Origin of the sequence: Sphaerisporangium krabiense (assembly GCF_014200435.1) — a bacterium.
GTDB lineage: Bacteria > Actinomycetota > Actinomycetes > Streptosporangiales > Streptosporangiaceae > Sphaerisporangium > Sphaerisporangium krabiense.
Window position 1 is genome coordinate 253,138 of record NZ_JACHBR010000003.1, and the last position, 19,111, is coordinate 272,248.

10 protein-coding genes are annotated in these 19,111 nt (G+C 72.8%); 7 read left to right on the forward strand and 3 right to left on the reverse strand.

From position 1 onward, the window contains the following. Positions 1 to 51 precede the first annotated feature (51 nt). The 4 genes from BJ981_RS36155 (at position 52) to BJ981_RS36170 (ending at position 9,008) form a co-directional block, all read left to right on the forward strand. On the forward strand, positions 52 to 5,247 hold the full coding sequence (locus tag BJ981_RS36155) for a phosphotransferase (protein WP_184618002.1): 5,196 nt from the start codon (positions 52 to 54) through the stop codon (positions 5,245 to 5,247). Positions 5,248 to 5,402: 155 nt separating this feature from the next. Continuing rightward, a complete protein-coding gene (locus tag BJ981_RS36160; RefSeq protein ID WP_184618003.1) occupies positions 5,403 to 6,098 on the forward strand; it encodes a TetR/AcrR family transcriptional regulator in 696 nt (231 codons plus the stop codon). Positions 6,099 to 6,340: 242 nt separating this feature from the next. Continuing rightward, complete coding sequence (locus tag BJ981_RS36165; RefSeq protein WP_184618004.1) at positions 6,341 to 7,474, forward strand: FAD-dependent oxidoreductase; 1,134 nt, start codon at positions 6,341 to 6,343, stop codon at positions 7,472 to 7,474. Positions 7,475 to 7,772: 298 nt separating this feature from the next. Next, a complete protein-coding gene (locus tag BJ981_RS36170; RefSeq protein ID WP_184618005.1) occupies positions 7,773 to 9,008 on the forward strand; it encodes an epoxide hydrolase family protein in 1,236 nt (411 codons plus the stop codon). A gap of 28 nt (positions 9,009 to 9,036) precedes the next feature. Here BJ981_RS36170 and BJ981_RS36175 read toward each other — a convergent pair whose 3' ends face one another. Next, complete coding sequence (locus tag BJ981_RS36175; RefSeq protein WP_239139075.1) at positions 9,037 to 10,278, reverse strand: serine hydrolase domain-containing protein; 1,242 nt, start codon at positions 10,276 to 10,278, stop codon at positions 9,037 to 9,039. Between the two features lie 104 nt (positions 10,279 to 10,382). Continuing rightward, entirely contained in the window at positions 10,383 to 13,616 is a 3,234-nt protein-coding gene (locus tag BJ981_RS36180) for an AfsR/SARP family transcriptional regulator (RefSeq protein WP_184618007.1), read from the reverse strand. Between the two features lie 187 nt (positions 13,617 to 13,803). Here BJ981_RS36180 and BJ981_RS36185 point away from each other — a divergent pair, with 187 nt between their 5' ends. Together BJ981_RS36185 and BJ981_RS36190 are read left to right on the forward strand one after the other, a co-directional pair. Then, positions 13,804 to 14,295 (forward strand): SigE family RNA polymerase sigma factor, encoded by a 492-nt coding sequence (locus tag BJ981_RS36185; protein WP_184618008.1) that lies wholly within the window; start codon positions 13,804 to 13,806, stop codon positions 14,293 to 14,295. Beyond that, a complete protein-coding gene (locus BJ981_RS36190) occupies positions 14,292 to 15,380 on the forward strand; it encodes a hypothetical protein (protein WP_184618009.1) in 1,089 nt (362 codons plus the stop codon). Before BJ981_RS36185 ends, BJ981_RS36190 begins: the two co-directional genes overlap by 4 nt. A gap of 183 nt (positions 15,381 to 15,563) precedes the next feature. Here the strand turns inward: BJ981_RS36190 and BJ981_RS36195 are convergent, their stop codons facing one another. Further along, a complete protein-coding gene (locus BJ981_RS36195; RefSeq protein ID WP_184618010.1) occupies positions 15,564 to 16,181 on the reverse strand; it encodes a dihydrofolate reductase family protein in 618 nt (205 codons plus the stop codon). A 135-nt stretch (positions 16,182 to 16,316) separates the two neighbouring features. Between BJ981_RS36195 and BJ981_RS36200 the strand changes: the two genes are divergently transcribed. Then, positions 16,317 to 19,037, forward strand: a complete 2,721-nt coding sequence (locus tag BJ981_RS36200) for a helix-turn-helix transcriptional regulator (protein ID WP_184618011.1) — start codon at positions 16,317 to 16,319, stop codon at positions 19,035 to 19,037. Positions 19,038 to 19,111 lie beyond the last annotated feature (74 nt).

Below are 19,111 nucleotides of genomic sequence, written 5' to 3' on the forward strand. Positions count from 1 at the left end.
GGCAGGGTGACATCCTGAGGCCCTCCTGGTTCCTGATCAGCGAAGGCGCCGATGCCCGCTCCCGTGAAGGCCCGCGGTCCACGACCGCCCGCGCCGGTGGTGGCGCCGGCGGTGCGCCTGCGCCACCCGGACACCCGAAACCCCGCCAAGGACTCCGGCCCCGCGGACGTCGTCCGCGCCCACACGCTGATGGGCAACGCGGCGGTGACGGCCCTGGGCGCTGCGCCACGTGGCACGGAACCGGGACCGGCCGCGTGGAGCGCGCAGATCCTGCTGGCCGGGCAGAACCTGGTCGGCAACCAGGCCGTGGCGAGCGGCGCCACGTCGGCTCCGGCGCCCGCCGTGCCCCGCTCCCCCGCGCCGGGCGCCCCCCTGCCCGGTGCCGCCGCGCCCGCCCCCGCGGCGCGGAAACCACCGGCCTCGCCCATCGGTCCGAAGGCCGCCGCGCCGCCCGCGGCCGTCCCCGAGCGGGAGCAGGCCGTGAGGGACACCTCCACCGCGGAGCGCCCGGACAAGGGGGCGGGCAAGGAGAAGGCCGCCGGCCGGCGCTCACCGGGCGCGGACCCGAAGTTCCAGGCGCTGAAGAAGGACGTCGCCGCCAAGAAGAAGACCATCGGCTCCAGTCACCCGCCGGCGACGGCCGAGGCCGGTGCGGCACAGGCCGCGGCGGTGCCACCGGCCGACGATCGTGAGGCCCGCGGCAAGGCGGCGCACGCCGAGGTCATGGACGCGGCCGAGCCCAAGGAGTTCGACAAGCAGGCGTTCATCGACGCGGTCACCAAGGCGGTCGCCGACCGTGCGCCGAAGAACCTTGACGAAGCGGACAAGTTCGGCGAGTCCGGGAAGGCCGCGGAGGTCAAGACCGAGGTCCAGGGCAAGGTCGGCGCGGGCAAGGACGCCTCGGCGCGGGAGATCGCCGACACCACGGCGGCGGTGCCGCAGCCGGCGCCGGACGCCAAGCAGGTCGTCCCGATGCGCCCGGACAACGTGCCGGCCCGGCCGGGCGTCCCGAACCCCGGCAACGCCGTCCCCGACCCGCTGCCCGCCTCGGCCACGGACATGTCGGCCGGCCCGCAGCGGGTCGACCGGCAGATGGCCGAGGCGAAGGTCACCGAGCGGCAGCTGGCGTTCAAGAACTCCCGGGAACCCGCCTTCGACAAGGCGGTACGGGAGAAGAAGGCGATGGAGGCGCACGCGGCGGCCGCCCCGAAACAGCTGCGCGCCGGCGAGTCCCGCGAACTCACCAACGTCAGGAACACCGCCGCGGCGCAGGGTTCGGCCGCGATGGCGGGCATCCACGCCACCCGTGTGTCCACCGGCAAGCAGGTCGGCACCGGCAAGGCCGGCGCCAAGAGCCGCGACGAGGACAGGCGGCACCAGGTCACCGACCTCCTGCAGAAGGTCTTCGACCAGGCCAAGACCGACGTCGAGAAGATCCTGTCCGACCTGGACAAGAAGGTCGACGAGGAGTTCACCACGAAGGAGAGGCGCGCACGAGACCGCTTCACCACCGAGCACGAGGAGGGGATGCGCCGCTACAAGGACGAGCGGTACGGCGGCTGGGACGGCTGGCTGCGGTGGACCAGGGACCTGTTCGCGGGCCTGCCCGAGGAGGCCGACCGGATCTACGAGCGGGCCCGCGACAACTACCTGACGGCGATGAACCAGATCATCACCGACATCGCCGGCACGGTGGAGCGGGAACTGCGCCGCGCCAAGGACCGCATCGCGACCGGCCGCAAGGACCTGAAGGCCGCGGTGGACAAGCTGCCGGCCGACCTGCGCGCCATCGGCCGGGAAGCGGCGGCCGACTTCGCCGGCAGGTTCGACGAGTTGAAGGACACGGTCAACGACAAGGGCACCGAACTCGTCGACACCCTGGCCACCAAGTACACCGACGCCGTCAAGGCGGTCGACGAGGAGATAGCGGCGGAGAAGGAGAAGAACAAGGGCCTGGTCGCCAAGGCCGTGGACGCCGTCGGCGGCGCGATCGAGGCGATCCTCGAACTGGGCCGCATGCTGATGGGCGTCCTGCGCAAGGCCGTGACCGCGATCGAGGCGATCCTGCGGGACCCGATCGGCTTCCTCGGCAACCTGGTCACCGCCGTCGGCGGCGGCCTGCGGCTGTTCATGAAGAACGCCGGCCGCCACCTGGAGCAAGGCGTCCTCGCGTGGCTGCTGGGCTCCGCGGCCGCCGCCGGTCTCCAACTGCCGGGCAGCTTCGACGTCCTCGGCATCCTGACCATGATCGCCGCGATGCTGGGCCTGTCGTGGCCCAACATCCGCGCCCGCCTGGCCCGCAGGGTCCCCGACCAGGCCATCACGGCCGCCGAGACGGCCGTGCCGCTGGTCGCCCAGGTCAAACGCCGCGGCGTGGCCGGCATGTACGAGGACCTGAGAACGCGGGTCGGCGACCTGAAGAAGGAACTGATCGGGAACCTGGTCTCCTACCTGCTGCCGACCATCATCATGGCCGGCGTCACCTGGATCCTGTCGCTGTTCAACCCGGCCTCGGCGTTCGTCCGCGCGGTCAAGATGATCATCGACATCGTCCGGTTCATCGTCACCAACGCCCGCCAGATCATCGACTTCGTCAACGCGGTGCTCGACGCCGTCATCGCCATCGCACGCGGCGGCAGCGGCGGCGTACCCGCCCTGGTGGAACGCGCGCTGGCCCGCTCCATCCCGGTGCTGATCGGCGCCCTGGCCGCGCTCTTGGGCATCGGCGGCATCGCCGGCAAGGTGCGGCAGGTCTTCCAGAAGCTCTCCCGTCCGGTGAACCGCGCCATCGACCGGGTCATCGACAAGATCGTCGACCTGGTCAAGAAGCTCTGGGCGAAGATCAAACCCCGCTCGAGGAAGCCCCGCGGACCCGGAGGCGCCCCGGACGGCCGCCCGATCACCCCGCGGCGCAGGCCGCGCGTGCACGATCGGCGCAGACCCCCGAGAAGAACCGACCAGCGCAAGAAGCGCAGGAAGGACGAAACGTCGCCGGAACGGCTGCGCCGGGAGCTCATGGCCGCGCTACACGAGGCGGGGCGACTGGCCGACCGCACCCCCGGTGACGTGGACGCCGTGCGGCGCGGGCTGCCCGCGATCAAAAGGCGGCACCGCCTGACCCTGCTGTCCGTGGCCGTCCACCCCAGGTCCGGCGCCGCCGTGCTCTTCGTCTTCGACGGCGCGATCAACCCGCGCGCCAGGTTCGAGCACCTGGCGACCGACCAGTACCTGCTCGACGCGAAGAAGGTCTTCAAGGAGACGAACCGCGCGTTCGCCCTCACCGAGATGCCCGGCACGATGGGCGATCCCGTGCCAGGACTGGCGAAGGTCCTTCGGCTGGGCGAGACGCAGGCGCGCAAGTACGCCGAGCAGTGGGTCAAGGAGGGCAAGCTCACCAAGAAGACCACGGCGCGAGGCCGTGTGGTCTACAGCTTCGTCCACCTGACCGACGTCCACCTGCGGGTTCCGTACGACCATCCGGAGCGCCCCAAGTGGATGGCGGGCGCGGCCAAGATCAAACTCTCCACCGTGCGGGCGGAGCGCTTGTGGTACCTGGTCATCGCGGGCCTCCGGGACAGGAACGCGGCGCACTTCGAGGTCGTCGCGGACGCGCTGATGACGACCATGCGGATCCCGCCGGGCAAGGGCGCGCTCTGGTCGAAGGGCGAGGACCTCAGCGACTACGCCATAACCCTCGGGTTCGTGACGCTGGAGGCGCAGGAGTTCTACAACGTCACGCAGGGGCTGGTCCTGCTCGACAACTGGCCCGTCGTCCGTCCGGTGTGGCAGGCGTTCTCGGAGCGCTACGCGAGCCGGCTGCGCAAGGAGATCCACATCTTCCTGCGGCAGTACGCGACCGGTTCGGTGCTCGTCGACATCGAGCTCCCCGCGGTGCGGGAGACCGAGGCCAACCTGCGCAGGAAGCTCCCCCTGAGATTCCACGGCATGGAATGGGGCGACGACCCGCTGCGCATCCTGCAGGCACCGGTCCCCGGGTACTGGCGCGAGCTGAGGCGCGACGGAACGCCCCTCGGCGAGGGCCGGCAGCAGATCCTGGACGAGGGCGGGGCCAAGGCCGCGACCAGCGTGGCACGACGGCGCTTCTTCACCAGCCAGGCATCGAAACGCGCGGCCGGAACACGGACGGGAACGGGGGGCGTCGAGCCGGACGCCCTCGGCAGGCTGATGGAATCACTGCCGGTGGTGCCGCGGGTGGAGCCGGCGATGAGGCGGTTCGCCCGGCAGGTCGTCAACGCCGCCGGTGACATCACCCTGGCCCCCGTCGGCGGCGGGTTCTCCGGCGCGCCGGTCCTGCGGATCCTCGATGCCGGGAACACGCTTCTCGGCGTGCTGAAGATCTTCCCGAACCGGGAGGAGTTCGCCATGGAACTGTCGGCGCTGGCCCGGCTCGGCAGGGTGCGGATCGTGGACGGCCGGGCCGTGTACGCGCTGGGCGTCGCCCGCACGTCGAAGAAGCCCGGGGCCGCCGGCATGGTGGTACTGAGCCCGGCCTCCGGCAAGGACGTCGAGGGGATGATGCGCGAGACCGGGGCCACCCCGGCGGGCCCGGAACGTCGACGACAGCTGGGGCAACTCCATGCGGCGGTCGCGGGGATCGCACGCACGCTCGCCAGGCTGCACAACGCCCCGACCGGCTCAGGCGGCGCGGTCGCACCCGCGTTCATGGGGCGGCACATCGACGACATGCTCCGCAGGCGTTCCCAGCTGACCGGTCTTCGCACCGAGCTGGCCAGGGTGGGAATCGACGTGGCCGAGCTGCAGTCGAGAATCGACACGCTGGTCGCCGGGTTCCGGGCGAACCCCGGCGGGGCGGCCCTGGTGCACGGCGACTCCCATCCCGGCAACTACTTCTACAACCCGGCGACCGGGGTCACGATGATCGACACCACGACGCTGCACTTCTCCATCGACGCCCGCGGCCGGCCCATGGGCGCTCCGTCCCGGGACGTCGCCAACTTCGCCCAGCAGGTGGCGCACTACAGCGTCAACCTCAAGCTGACGCCTCCCGAGATAGCCGAGCTCCAAGACGTCTTCCGGCAGGCGTACGCCGGCACCGGCGGCGCGAGCACGACCCCCGAAGCGGACGCGTTCTTCCGCGCCAGGACGTCGCTGGGCTGGCTGATGAGGGCGATGAACGACCTGCGGACCGGCGGACCGCGCACTCTGGACAGCGCGCAGCGCAGCCACATCGAACTGGCCAAGCAAGCGTTCGGACTCAGGAGCTGATCCAGCGGTGACCGGCGGAACAGGCATCGACGGCGGGACGTGGCCGGCGCCCTGGGAACGGCGCCAACAACCGGACATCCCTCGTCCCGTTACCGGGACCCCCGCCGGCCGGTACCACGCCGGGTCATCGCGAACATGTTCGTTACGATCGGGTCGTGAGTGGGAGAAGAGAGCCGATCAGCCGCCGGGAGCGTCCGGCGAAGCCCGCACTGTCTCGGCGCGGGATCGTGGACGCCGCCGCGCGGATCATGCGAGCGGAGGGGCTGGGGAAGGTCACGATGCGCCGCCTGGCGCAGGAGTTGGACACCGGCCCGGCGTCGCTGTACGTCTACGTCGCCAACACCGCCGAGCTGCACGCGGCCGTTCTGGATGCTCTGCTCGGCGAGGTCGACCTGACCGGACGGGACGGCGGTGAGGACTGGCGCGAGCAGCTCCGTGCCGTCATGACGTCGTACACCCTGGTGCTGTTCGAGCACCCGCAGCTCGCGCGGGCCGCGCTCGTCGCCCGCCCGAGCGGGGAGAACTATCTGCGTCTGGTGGAGCGCATCCTGGCTCTCCTTTCGTGCAGTGGCGTCGGCCGCGAACAGGTCGCCTGGGGGGTGGACAAACTGCTCCAGGATGCGACGGTCACCGCTGCCGAGCACGCGACGCACGAGCACGACCCCGCCTCCGAGGACGACTGGAACGCCGCCGTGGATGCGCTGCACGCCGTGGACGCCACCACGCATCCGGCGATCACCGCGCACATGCCCGCCCTGATCGGCGGCTCGGTGCGGGACAGGATGCACTGGAGCTTCGACGTCCTCGTCAACGGCATCACGCACACGCCGGTTCCGGGCACAGTGGACTGAGCTCTGGGCGCGTGGGCCGCCCTGTCGGCGGAGGGGGCTTGGGAGCCGAGATCTCGCCGCCCGCTGTCGGCGCTCGATTCGACGAACTTGTTCGCAACGAACATGTTCGTTACGCTGACGGGAGTGGCCGAGGCATCGCTTGCCGCCCCGTCGCGGACACCGCCCTTCGAAGGGCCGTGCGGCGTCGGCGGCGATCACTCGGCGGACAGAGGTGCTCCCCTACTTCTTCCGGAGGCAGCCCCATGAGCACGAGTCATTCTCCTGTCGCGATCATCGGCGGAGGGCTCGGCGGCCTGACCGCCGCCCGTGTCCTGCACGTCAAGGGCATCGAGTCGGTGATCTTCGAACGGGAGGCGTCGGCGGCGGCCCGTACCCAGGGCGGGATGCTCGACATCCACGAGGACAGCGGGCAGAAGGCACTGCACACCGCCGGCCTCCACGACGACTTCCTGCAGATCGTCCACGAGGGCGGACAGGCCATGCGCCTGCTCGGCCCCGACGGCACGGTGCACGTGGCCGAGCAGGACGACGACACCGGCGACCGGCCGGAGGTGGACCGCGGCGACCTGCGTGACCTGCTGCTCGCCTCTCTGCCCGGCGGCACGGTCCACTGGGGACGAAAGGTCACCGGTGCCCGGGCGCTGGGCGACGGGCGCCACGAGGTGACGTTCGCCGACGGCTCGACCATCACCACCGATCTCCTGATCGGCGCGGACGGCGCCTGGTCCCGGATCAGGCCGCTGGTATCGGACGCCAGGCCCGCCTACACCGGCATCTCCTTCGTCGAGACCGACCTCTTCGACGCCGACACCCGCCACCCGCGCGGCGCCGCGCTCATCGGCGGCGGGTTCTTCATCGCCGTGGGGCACGAACGCGGTGTTCTCGCGCACCGGGAGACCGACGGCAGCCTCCACGTCTACACGGCACTCAAGATCGACGAAGGCTGGCTGGACACGGTCGACTTCACCGACCAGGCCGCCGCCAAGGCCGCGGTCCTCGCCCACTTCGAGGGCTGGGACGAGGGCCTGCGCGGCCTGGTCGCCGACGCGGACACGATCATCCCGCGCCGTATCCACGCCCTGCCCGTCGGGCACCGCTGGGACCGCGTCCCAGGCATGACGCTGCTCGGTGACGCCGCCCACCTGATGTCCCCCTTCGCCGGGGAGGGCGCCAACCTCGCCATGGTCGACGGCGCCGAACTCGCCCTGGCCATCGCCGCCCATCCCGGCGACACCGAGGCCGCCCTGGCCGCGTACGAGGAGGCACTCTTCTCGCGCGGCGAGGCGTCCGCCGCCGAGTCCGCCGCCAGCCTGGACACGATGTTCGGCGAGCGGGGCCTGGAGCAGCTGGCCGCGTTCTTCACCTCCGGCCCGTGAGGGCCGCCCTGACGACGATGCTCGACCGGTTCCTGTCCTGAAGGCCCCGGCCTGCGGCCCCGCTTCACGCGCCGGTGAACAGCTGTGCTCCGCATGCGCCACAGCATCGCGACGTCGGATGTGATTGGATTGGCGACGCATCTTCGCACCGGAATGTCCTGGTTCGTTGGGCGCTCGCGGTGCCTGTCGTCATTCGGTCGTTCGCCGACGGGCCGGACGGCCGGAGAGTTCTGGCGGAAGGCCGTCACGGTTCGCCGCCCAGCAGGCCGACGGCACACCCCGAGTAAGGAACCTCGCGATGAGCACCCCGCACGCCTTCCCTCTGACGCCCGTTCCGATCCATGTGCCCGACGAGGTCCTCGATGACCTGCGCGCCCGTCTGGCGTTGACCCGTCCGCCGCTGGACGAGGGGAACGAGGACTGGTCCTACGGCGTGCCGGACGGCTACCTGCGTGAGCTGGTCGCCTACTGGCGGGACGGCTACGACTGGCGCAAGGCCGAGGCCGCGATCAACGTCTACGAGCACTACCAGGTGAGCGTCGCCGACGTCCCGGTGCACTTCATGCGCAAGCCCGGCCGCGGCCCGCGTCCGATTCCGTTGATCCTCACCCACGGCTGGCCGTGGACGTTCTGGCACTGGTCGAAGGTGATCGACCCGCTCGCCGACCCGGCCGCGTTCGGCGGTGACCCCGCCGACGCCTTCGACGTCATCGTGCCGTCCCTGCCCGGCTTCGGTTTCCCCGGCCCGCTCACCGGCTTCCCGGACGTCAACTTCTGGAAGGTCTCCGACCTCTGGCACACCCTGATGACCGAGACCCTGGGCTACGAGAAGTACGCCGCCGGGGGCTGCGACATCGGCGGGATCGTCTCCAGCCAGCTCGGCCACAAGTACGCCGGCGAGCTGTACGGCATCCACATCGGCTCCGGGCTGCCGCTCGACTTCTTCACCGGCCCCCGGGCCTGGGACTTCGCCCGGAACCGCCCCCTCACCGACGACCAGCCCGCCGACGTCCGCGCCCGGATCGTCGAGCTGGACCACCGCTCGGCGTGCCACCTCGCCGTGCACATGCTCGACGGCGCCACCCTGGCCCACGGGCTGAGCGACTCACCCGCCGGACTGCTCGCCTGGCTGCTGGAGCGCTGGAACGCCTGGAGCGACAACGGCGGCGACGTCGAAACCGTCTTCACCAAGGACGACCTGCTCACCCACGCCACGATCTACTGGGTGAACAACTCCATCGCCACGTCGATGCGCTACTACGCCAACGCCAACCGCTACCCCTGGGCCCCCGCCCACGACCGCACCCCCGTCGTGCAGGCCCCCGTCGGCCTCACCTTCGTCACCTACGAGAACCCGCCCGGCATCCACACCGCCGCCGAGCGCGTCCAGGCGTTCAAGACCGGCCCGCAGGGCGGCTGGTTCAACCACGTCAACGTCAACGCCCACGACCACGGCGGCCACTTCATCCCCTGGGAGAACCCCGACGCCTGGGTGAACGACCTGCGCCGCACCTTCCACGGCCGCAGGCCCTGAACGGGCTCGCCGGCGTCACAACCGTCCTCTAACCAGCGGCCGGCGCCGGCTTGCCGAACATCGCGCAGATCGCGGCGGTCTGCAGCGCGCCGGCGGCCTCGGCGATCTTCGGGTCGGTCTCGAACTCGATCCAGGACTCCGTCGCGACGAGGACCATCGCCGTGCGGCCGCCGGCGCGGTCGGTGACGTTGACGGTGAGGTAACCGGGGATGCCGCCGTCGTGCCCCCAGAACGTGCCGCACGGGTGGGGGCCGGTCTGGATGCCCAGCCCGTAGCCGGGCCCGTCCGGCTGCCGCGGGTCCACCGGCACGGTGGTGCGCATCTGTGCCAGTTGGGCGGCGGGGAGCAGCGTGCCGGACATCAGCGCGGTGAAGAACCGGGACCAGTCCCGCGTGCTGGACACCACCGCGCCGGCCGCCCCGCCCCAACCGGGGTCATTGCCGGAGACGTCCACGTGACCGTGGCGGCGCGGCCCGGCGAAGTGCCGGAACCCGGCCGGCACGCCCGGCGGCATGTGGGCGGCGTCCGGTTCGTAGCCGTGGGCATGAGTGCCACGCCAGGTGCCGTCGGTGGCGAAGTAGGTGTGTTCGAGGCCGAGCGGCCGCGCGATCCGGTCCCGTACGAGATCGGCCAGGCTCGCCCCGGTGACCCGCTCCAGGACGGCGCCGATCGCGGCGTAGTTGGTGTTGCTGTACGACCATTTCGCGCCCGGCGCGAACAGCGGGGCGTGCTTCACCCCCAGGGCGAGCAGTTTCTCCGAGGTCCACCGCCGCCGGTCCGTGCCGAGCATCGACCGCCGCATCGCGGCGTCCTTGGTGTAGTCGAACAGGCCGCTGGTGTGGTTGAGCAGCATGCGCAACGTGATCGCCGTACCGCCCGGCACCTTGCCCGGCAGCCACTTGTCCACCGGGTCGGCCAGGGCGAGCCTGCCCTCGGCGACCAGTTGCAGCACGAGCGTGGCCATCATGGTCTTGGTGTTGGAGCCCATCCGGTACTCGTCCGCCGCGGTCAGCAGGTGATCCCGTCTGGTCCAGGGGGCCTGCGCGGCGATCTCGACCGGCCGGCCACGGCCGTCGTCGACCCGCACGATCACGCCGGGCGCCCCGGCGTCCACCAGCTTGCGCGCGAGCTCCTGGAGCCGCGCGCGCTGCGCCGTGGTGTCGCTCCGGCCCGCGGCCGGCGTGGCCGCGGCGACGGCCGGCGTCGCCGCCAGCGCCAGGCTCACGACCAGCGCCGACGCCGTGACCACGCGCGGCACCCGTGACCGCACCGCACGATCCGACGAGAGAACACGTTGAGACATTGACCCGTTCCTCCGGGTTGATAAGTGACGCGGACGACCCCACCCTCCGACCCGCCACTCTCAAACCGCTCTCAACGCGTTGTCGCCGCCCCGCCGACCGCTTCCTTTGCGCTTCCCGTGCGGGGTGCGGTGATGGTCGTGGACACCAGGTGCTCGGCCTCGGACCGCGACATCGCCGCGCCCGCGGCGTGCGCGGCCGCGAACTCGGCGGCGCCGAGGGCGGCCGTGGCCCGCCGCGTGGTCAGCGGTATGCCGGTGTCATCGAGGTCGTCCCAGCCGCGCAGCACGGTGGCGGCCCCGAGCAGCCGTCCCGCCCGCGCCGCCCGCCCGCGGCACAGCTCGATCGCGGCGACCACGTTCGCGATCGAGGCCGCGACCGGCGTGTGCCAGGTCAGCGTCAGGTGCACCGCCGGGTGGTCGAGCCGGCGCATCGCCTCGTCGGGGAGACCCTCCGCGACGTCCACCTGGGCGAGCACGCCCAGCAGCAACGCGGCCAGGTGCGGGGTGGCCCGGCCGGGTGACGCCTTGGCCAGGCCGGCCCGGGCGTGTTCGCGGGCCGCGCCTGGCCGTCCGGCCCGCCATTCCAGCCGCGCCAGGCCCAGGCACACCTGCGCGTGCGACTCCGCCGACCCGGTCCGCTCCACCTGGCCGAGCAGGTCCGTGAGCCGCCGCCGCCCGCCGGCCACGTCGCCGGTCCGGGCCCGGTGCAGCGCGGCCGCCACCTCGTTCTCCATCGTGTGCTCGGGCATGCCGAGTTCCCGGAAGTACCGGGTGGCCCGCTCGGCGAGCGCGGGCGCGCCGTCCGGTTCACCGGCCCGCCGCGACGCCGAGTGCAGAGTGCTCATCGTGGTGGCCAGGCCCCACCGCTCGCCGAGCTCCTCGAAGCCGGCCAACGCGTGCGACAGCAGGTCCTTCGCCTCGGCGGCGCGCCCGGTGTTCATGGCCACCACGCCTCGGACCAGCAGGGCCAGCGACCGGTGCCACGGATCCGTCCACGCCTCCAGGGACACCTCCGAGGCCGCCCGGTCGCCCGCGCCTATGGCCAGCGCCAACCGGGCCATCTCCACGATGGGGTGGGCGCCGGGGGCGACGCACTCCAGCGCCGTCCTGATCCGGGCGAAGGCCGCCTCCGCCTCCTCCGGCCGGCCGACGGCCTCCGTGGTGGCGAGCGCGTGCGCGAGCACCACCAGCGCGCGGGCCCGCGGCTCGGCCGGGCCGCGGACCTGGAGCACCCGGCCGAGCAGGTCCACCGACTCCGGCGGATGGTCCCGCAGGAACCAGAACCAGCTCAGCGCGACGCCGAACCGGACCGCCAGGGCGGCCTCCCCCGACTCGGCCGCCCAGCGGATCGCGGCCGACAGGTTGTCCCGTTCCGCCGACAGGCGGGCCAGCCAGCGCAGTTGGCCGGACGTGCGCAGCTGCGGATCCGCGGTCTCGGCCAGCTTCAGGAAGAACCCGGCGTGCCATCCGCGTACGAGGTCGGCCTCCGCGCGCCGGGCCAGTCGCTCCAGGCCGTACTCCCGGATGGTCTCCAGCACGCGGTAGCGCGGTTCGAGCGGGTCGGCGGGCTCCACCGGGTGCAGCAGGGACTTGTCGACCAGCGCCGCCAGCAGCTCCCCGACCTCGCCCGACCGGCCGATCGCCTGCGCCGCGTCCTCGGTGAAGCCGCCGGGCACGACCGACAGCCGTTCCAGCAGCGTCCGCTCGTCGGGGTCGAGCAGGTCCCAGCTCCAGGCCACCGCGGCGCGCAAGGTCCTGTGGCGCGGCAGTGCGGTGCGGCTGCCCGCGGTGAGCAGCCGGAACCGGTCGTCCAGCCGTACCGCGACCGCCTCGACCGGCAGGGCGCGCAGCCGTGCCGCGGCCAGCTCGATCGCCAGCGGCAGGCCGTCCAGGCGGCGGCAGATCTCCACCACCGCCGCCAGCGCGTCACCCTCGGCGGTGAAGCCGGGCCGCACCGCGGCGGCCCGGTCGTGGAACAGCCGGACCGCCGCGCACGCTCGGGCCCGCTCCGCCGTCGCCCCCGGTTCGGGCAGCTCCAGCGGCAGCACCGGGTGCAGCGTCTCCCCGTCGATCCGCAGCGGTTCCCGGCTGGTGGCCAGCACCCGCAGTCTCGGGCACCGGCCGAGCAGGGCGCCGGCGAGCGCCGCGACGGCCTCGATCACGTGCTCGCAGTTGTCCAGCACCAGCACCAGATCGTCGTCCGCGAGCGACTCGACCAGGCGGTCCAGGACCGACTCCGGGGTGACGTGCCGCTGCGGTGCGCCCTCCTGGCGCGCTCGCACCACGTCGAGCAGCACGCGGGGCACCTCGTCCGCGCCGACCGGCGCCAGCGGGACGAACCACACCCCGCCGGACGGCGAGAGCCGCCGGCCGACGCTGTTGGCCAGCCGGGTCTTGCCCGCTCCCCCGGCACCGACCAGCGTGACCAGCCGGCCCCGGCCGAGCAGGCCGACCACGCGGCGGACGTCCTCGTCGCGGCCCACGAAGCTGGTGAGCGGGACGTCCAGATCGCCGTGCGACCGGCGGGGAGGGGGCAGGCCGCCGCGCAACACCGCCAGGTGTGCCTCCTGGAGCAGCGGCCCGGGATCGCTGCCGTAACTTTCGGCCAGCAGGTCGCGGATCCGCTGATAGGCGGCCAGCGCCTCGGCGCCGCGGCCGTTCCGCGCCAGGGCACGGATGAGCTGGGCGTGCAGCCGTTCGCGCAACGGGTGGGCGGCGGTCAGTGCTTCGAGTTCGGCGACCAGGTCCAGGTCGGCGCCCAGCGCGAGCTCGGCCTCGATCCGGTCCTCCAGGGCGGCCGGCCGGGCCCGCTCCAGCCGCTCGGCCTCGGCGCCGGCGAACGGCGCCTCGCGCACGTCCGCCAAGGCGGGGCCGCGCCACAGGCTCAGCGCCTCCCGCAGCGTGGCGGCGGCCTCGGCGGGGCGGTCCTGCGCGTACAGCCGCCGGCCCGCGCGGGCCAGCCGCTCGAAACGGACGGCGTCGATCGCGTCCGGCTCGACGGCCAGCCGGTACCCGGCCGGGTCCAGGGTGAGCAGCCCGGGGTCGCCGAGCACGCGCCGTAACCGGGAGACCAGCAGTTGCAGCGCGTGCAGGTGGTCGGCCGGTGCCGCCTCGTCCCACAGCGCCTCGACCAAGGTCGCCGGACGGACGGCACGCCCGGCGTCCAAGGCCAGCCGGGCCAGCAACGCCCGCAGCCGCGCGCCGCCGACCCGCGTCGGGCCGCTGGCGGTGTCCAGCACCAGCGAACCGAGGACGCCGACCCGCACCGGTCCACCGTCGCCCCACGACTCGATCGCCTCCGCCATGGCCAGCAGTCTGTCAGCCCGGCGAAGCCCACCCACCGCCACCTCGACCGAGACCAAGCGCGACATCCTGGCGGCTCTCATCGCGTGTCCACGAATCTGGGCCTGGCCCGGAAGTCGGGGGCCTTGTCCGCGGAAGATTACGCTGGGCGTTCCAACCTGGAGTCCCTCACCGGAGTTGGTTCGATACATGGACCATTACGAGGGGTTCCACGAGTTCGTACGCACGCGTCAGCAGTCGCTGATGCGGACGGCGTACCTGCTCACCGGGAACCCCCATCTCGCCGAGGACCTTTTGCAGACGGTCCTCACCCGTGTCGCCTCCCACTGGGCGAAACTCGCCAAGGACGGTAACCCCGAGGCGTACGCCCGTAAAGCCCTGGTGAATCAGGCCATCTCGTGGCGCAGGCGCAAGCGGGTCGAGTTACCGGGAGCCGAGCTGCCGGAGCCGGCCGAGTCGGGGCAGCACGACGAGGCGACCGTGCGCCGTCTCGCCCTGCGCAACGCGCTGGCGAAGCTCACGCCGAAGCAGCGGGCCGTGATCGTACTGCGCTTCTACGAAGACCGCTCGGAGCACGAGACCGCGCAGCTCATGGGCGTCTCGATCGGCACTGTCAAGAGCCAGACCAGCTACGCGCTGTCCAAGCTGCGCGCGCTCACCCCGAAGGAGGTGTACCGATGAATCACACGTTGCGCGAGGACCTGCACGCGCTGGCCGAGCAAGCGCCCACCGTCGATCTGGCGGCACAGGCGGTGCGGGGCGCGCGCAGGAGGCGCGCGACCCGGCTGGCCGTGGCGGCCGCCGCCGTCACCTGCCTGATCGCGCTGGGCGGCGGATCCCTGCTGCTGCGGGTACGGCCCACGCCCCCGATCGTGTTCGTACCGCCGGAGACGAAAGCCCCCCTGTTGCCCGCGAAGGGAGTCGGGCCGGTGGAGCAGGCCTTCCGGCCGGGCTGCCTCGGTGGCTCGTGCGCCGGAAGTCCTTGGCACATCGTGACGCGCCAGGGCGACACCTACCAACTGGGCAAGGAGGCGACCGGACCGCTGGAGGTCACGGCGGACGGCCGCAGGATCGCGTACTACAGCGCGAAGCATCGCGGCATCGTCGTGCGCGACCTGGCGAGCGGCAAGACGTGGCAGGCGCCGTTGAAGCAGCCCGCAGAGGACTTCGCGGTCGAGTACGCGCTGCGGCTGTCGCCTGACGGGCTGCGGTTCGTCGTGTCCGGGTGGGGCGGCCGGCGCGAGCCGAACAAGCTGGTGGACGTGGAACGCGGGACGGTGACCGACCTCAAGCGGGGATGGTGGCCGGTGAGCGTTTCGGACGGTCCGGGACCCGTCGTGCTGGCCAAGCCGTACGACATGACCAGCCAGGTATGGGTGCTCGGCCACGCCCCGATCACCATCCAGGACTTCACGTACCACTACAGCGGCCTCGCACCTGACGGACGGACACTCGCCCGACTAGGACAGACCGTCGACCGGAATCGGCGACCGATGGCGCAGGGAGACGGATCCATCGTGACCTTCGATGCGACGCAGGCCGGTCGGGAGAGCCGTACCTCGATCTCCGGGCTACCGGAGGGGCTCCGTCCTTCGCGGTTGGGGGCCTGGTTGAACGCCACGGAGGTGACCGTGCTGGCCGTCCCCGATTCTCCGAGCGGGACCCCGTCCGTGGTCTACGCGGTGGACGTGCGGACGGGCAAGAGCAGAGAACTCTTCGCATTGCGTAAGGACGGCCTGAACGTGGTACCGGGGCTGGTGCGCTGAGGATGCGGGCGACGCTGTCGCGATCGCCGCGACACAGCACCTCCTTGCCGTCGCGGCGGGAGGTGACCATGACGCCGCGGCTCGGAGGTCGGTACGTAGCTCAGGACCGTGATATCAGAAGCCGGGGCTGTGTGGCTTCTGATATCAGGTGCCAGGGGATATCGCCCGTTCTCGTCATGGAGGTCAGTCCGCGTTTCTGACGCGGTCGTAGATGAGGCAGATCGCGCCGGACTCGGTGGTCGACAGGTCGGTGAGGGACCAGGATGTCGTGGGAAGGCCGTCGTCGAACAGGCGGGCGCCGGCGCCGGCGAGTTCGGGGCAGAGTGTGATGCTGAGCCGGTCGAGTTCGTCCGCGGCCAGCAGGGCCTTGATGACGCTGCCGCTGGCCAGGACGATGATGTCGCCGCCGGGCCGCTCGCGGAGCCGTTTGACCTCGGCGGCGGGATCGGCCTCGGCGAGCCGGGAGTTCCGCCACGGCGCCTCGGTCAGGGTCGAGGAGAAGACGACCTTCTCGGTCTCGTCGAGCCATCGGGCGAAGGTGCGGTCCCGGGGGTCGGCGTTGTCGTCGCCCGCGACCGCCGGCCAGAAGGAGCCGAAGCCTTCGTAGTTCTTGCGGCCGAGCAGGACGGTGGTGGCGGCGCCCGTCACCCGCACCATGTGGTCGCGGGAGGCGTCGGTGAGGGCGTGGGGGACGATCCAGCTCATGTCCGCCTCGCCGCCGGGACCGCTGACCCTGCCGTCCAGGGAGAGCGAGATGTTGGCGACGACCTTGCGGGCGCGGGCGTGGGAGTCGTGCGACATTCGCGGTCTTCCTTCGGTGAGCGGCACCGGGCGGCGCCGTGTACGGCAATCCTCTCGTCCGCGCAGGTCAGGAACATCTGCCATCTGGCAGAGATGCCGACCGGCCGGTGGCCGATCTGCTGGCATACTTCCTGGATGCCTGCCGTCCATCGTGTTCCGCCGGAGTTGTCGTCGTTCGTCGGCCGGGCCACGGAGCTCGCGGCGATCGGCGACGCGGTGGCGGCCGGGCGGGTGCTGACGCTGACCGGGCCGGGCGGGTGCGGGAAGACCCGGCTGGCGATCCGCGTCTGCCAGGCGGCCGCGCAGGCGTGGCCGGACGGGGTGTTCTGGGTCGGTCTGGAGGAGGAGACGGACGGCGGCCAGGTCGCCCGCCGGGTGGCGGCGGCGCTGGACCTCCCGCTGCCCTCCGGGCCGGACCCGCTGCCGGCGCTGGTCGCCGCGCTGCGCGACCGTGAGCTGCTCGTGGTGGTCGACAACTGCGAGCACGTGCTGGACGACGCCGCCAAGGTCGTCGCGGCGGTGCTGTCGCAGTGCCCGCGCGTGGCGGTGCTCGCCACCAGCCGCGCCCGGCTCGGCGTCGCCGGCGAGCGCGTGTGGCCGGTGCCGCCGATGGGCCTGGCCGACGCGCTGGAGCTGTTCCTCGAACGCGTCCGCGCCGGCGCGCCGGACGCGGCGGGCGGGTCGGAGGTCCGCTCGGGGGCGCGGCGGATCTGCGACAGGCTCGACCGGCTGCCGCTCGCGCTGGAGCTGGCCGCCGGCTGGGCGGGCACCCTGTCGCCGGCCCAGATCGCGGACTCTCTCAGCGCGCCGTTGGACCTGCTGGACGGCGGCGCGCGGACCGCGCCGTTCCGGCAGCGGACGCTCCAGGGCTCGATGGACTGGAGCCACGACCTGCTGGACGACGACGAGCGGGTCCTGTTCCGGCGGATCGGGGTCTTCGAGCCGGGCTTCACCGCGGACGCCGTGACCCGCCTGGCCGCGCTCGGCGGCCCCGGCCGCGAACGCCTGCTCAGAGGGCTGCGGGGGCTGATCGACAAATCGCTGGTCGTAGCGGACACGACCGGTGAGGTGGCCAGGTACCGGATGCTCGGGGTCGTCCGGGCGTACGCGCTCGCCCGCCTGGAGGAGGCGCGGGAGGCCGACGCCGCCCGCGACCTGCACCTCGAGGTCTACGCGTCCTTGCTGGAGCGGCTGGCGCCGCTGCTGGACACCGACAAGGACGCCTGGCGGGCGCGACTGGGCGCCGCCTACCCCAACGTCCGTGCCGCGATCGAGTGGGGGCTGTCGCGCGCCGACCCGGCCCGGGGGCGGCGCCTTGCCGCGGCCTGCGCGTGGCTGTGGCACCTGGAGGGGCGCGGCGCCGACGGGGCGCGGCTGCTGCGGAAGGCCGTGGCGCGCGGCGCGGACGAGCGCGGCCCGCTGCAGGCGGAGGTGCTGGCGGCGCTGGCGCTGGTCCTCAACACCGCCGAGCCGGGCATCGAGGCGTTCGAGGTGGCGCGGACGGCGCGGGCCATGGCCGAGGAGACCGGCGCGCCGGCGGCGGGACGGCTGGCCCGATCGCTGGACGCCATCGGACGGCTCGCCGTGGGCCTGCCCGAAGCTCTCGAGGAGGCACGGGCGGTCAGAGGCGAGGCCGTCGCGGCCGGGGACGGATTCGTCGCCGACTCCGCCGAGGCGTTCATCGGGCTCATGCACGTGCTCGCCGACGACTACCGTCAGGCGATCGGATGCCTGGAGCACGCCGTGGAAGGGCTTCTGCGGCGCGGCGACCGGGGCACGGGGTCCTTCGCCCTCGGCTGGCTGGCGCTGGCCGCCGCCAGGTCGGGCGCGCTCCGGCGTGCGGGCGAGGCGGCCGAGCGTGCCGTGACCACGGCGGAACCCCTGCGCGACCTGCACTGGACCGGCTCGGCCCGGGTGATCCTGGCCGAGATCCGCCTCCTTCAGGGCCGCCCGGAGGAGGCCGCCGCCGCGCTGGCCCCCATCGACCGCCTGATCGCCGGATCGGGGCCGCTGCCGTTCATCACCGGCTGGGAGCGCTGCAAGGCGCTGCTCGCGCTCGAGCACGGCCGCCCGGAGGAGGCGGCGGACTGGTGCCGGCATGAGGGACGGTGGCAGGAGAAGCCGAGCACCGAATGGCTCGCGCCCGAGACCCAGCTCGTGCTGGCGACCGCCCTGCGCGAGGCGGGCGACCACACCGCCGCGGCGCGCGTGTTGCGGGCCCTGTCCGACGCGCCGGTGACCGGGCAGATGCCGCGCATCCGCGCGGGCGTGCTGGACGAGCTGGCGCTGCACGCGGCCGACATCGAGCAGGCGCTGCGGCTGCACCATGAGGCCCTGCGGATCCGGACAGACCACGACCTCGTCCTCGGGCAGGTCGACGGCCTGGAACACCTGGCAGCGGTCAACCTGCGGCGCGGGGCGGCCGAGACGGCCGGGATCCTCGCGGGCGCCGCGGAACGCGCCCGCGCCGACCTCGGGGCCGCGCGGCGGGTCACCGTCACGAACGCGGAGTGGCGGGCGCGGCTGGAGGAGCCGGACCTGCGTGACGCCGTGGCGCGGGGGCGCGCGATGGACCTGGCCACGGCCGTCGGCTACGCCACCCGCGCCCGCGGGCCGCGCCGCCGGCCGGAGTCGGGGTGGGAGAGCCTCACGCCCGCCGAGCGGTCGGTGGCGCGGCTCGCCGCCGAGGGGCTGTCCAACCCCGAGATCGCCACCCGCCTGTTCGTCGGCCGCGGCACGGTCAAGACGCACCTGGCGCACGTCTACGCCAAGCTCCAGGTCGCCAACCGCACCGAGCTCGCCCGCGCGGCGATCGCTCTCGGCGCCGACGGCGACCCCGATGCGCCGCGAGGCTGAACACCCCGGCGGACGAGCCGCAGGGCAGCCGGAACTCCGATCCGCATGGCGCCGACTCACCCACGTATGGGAAC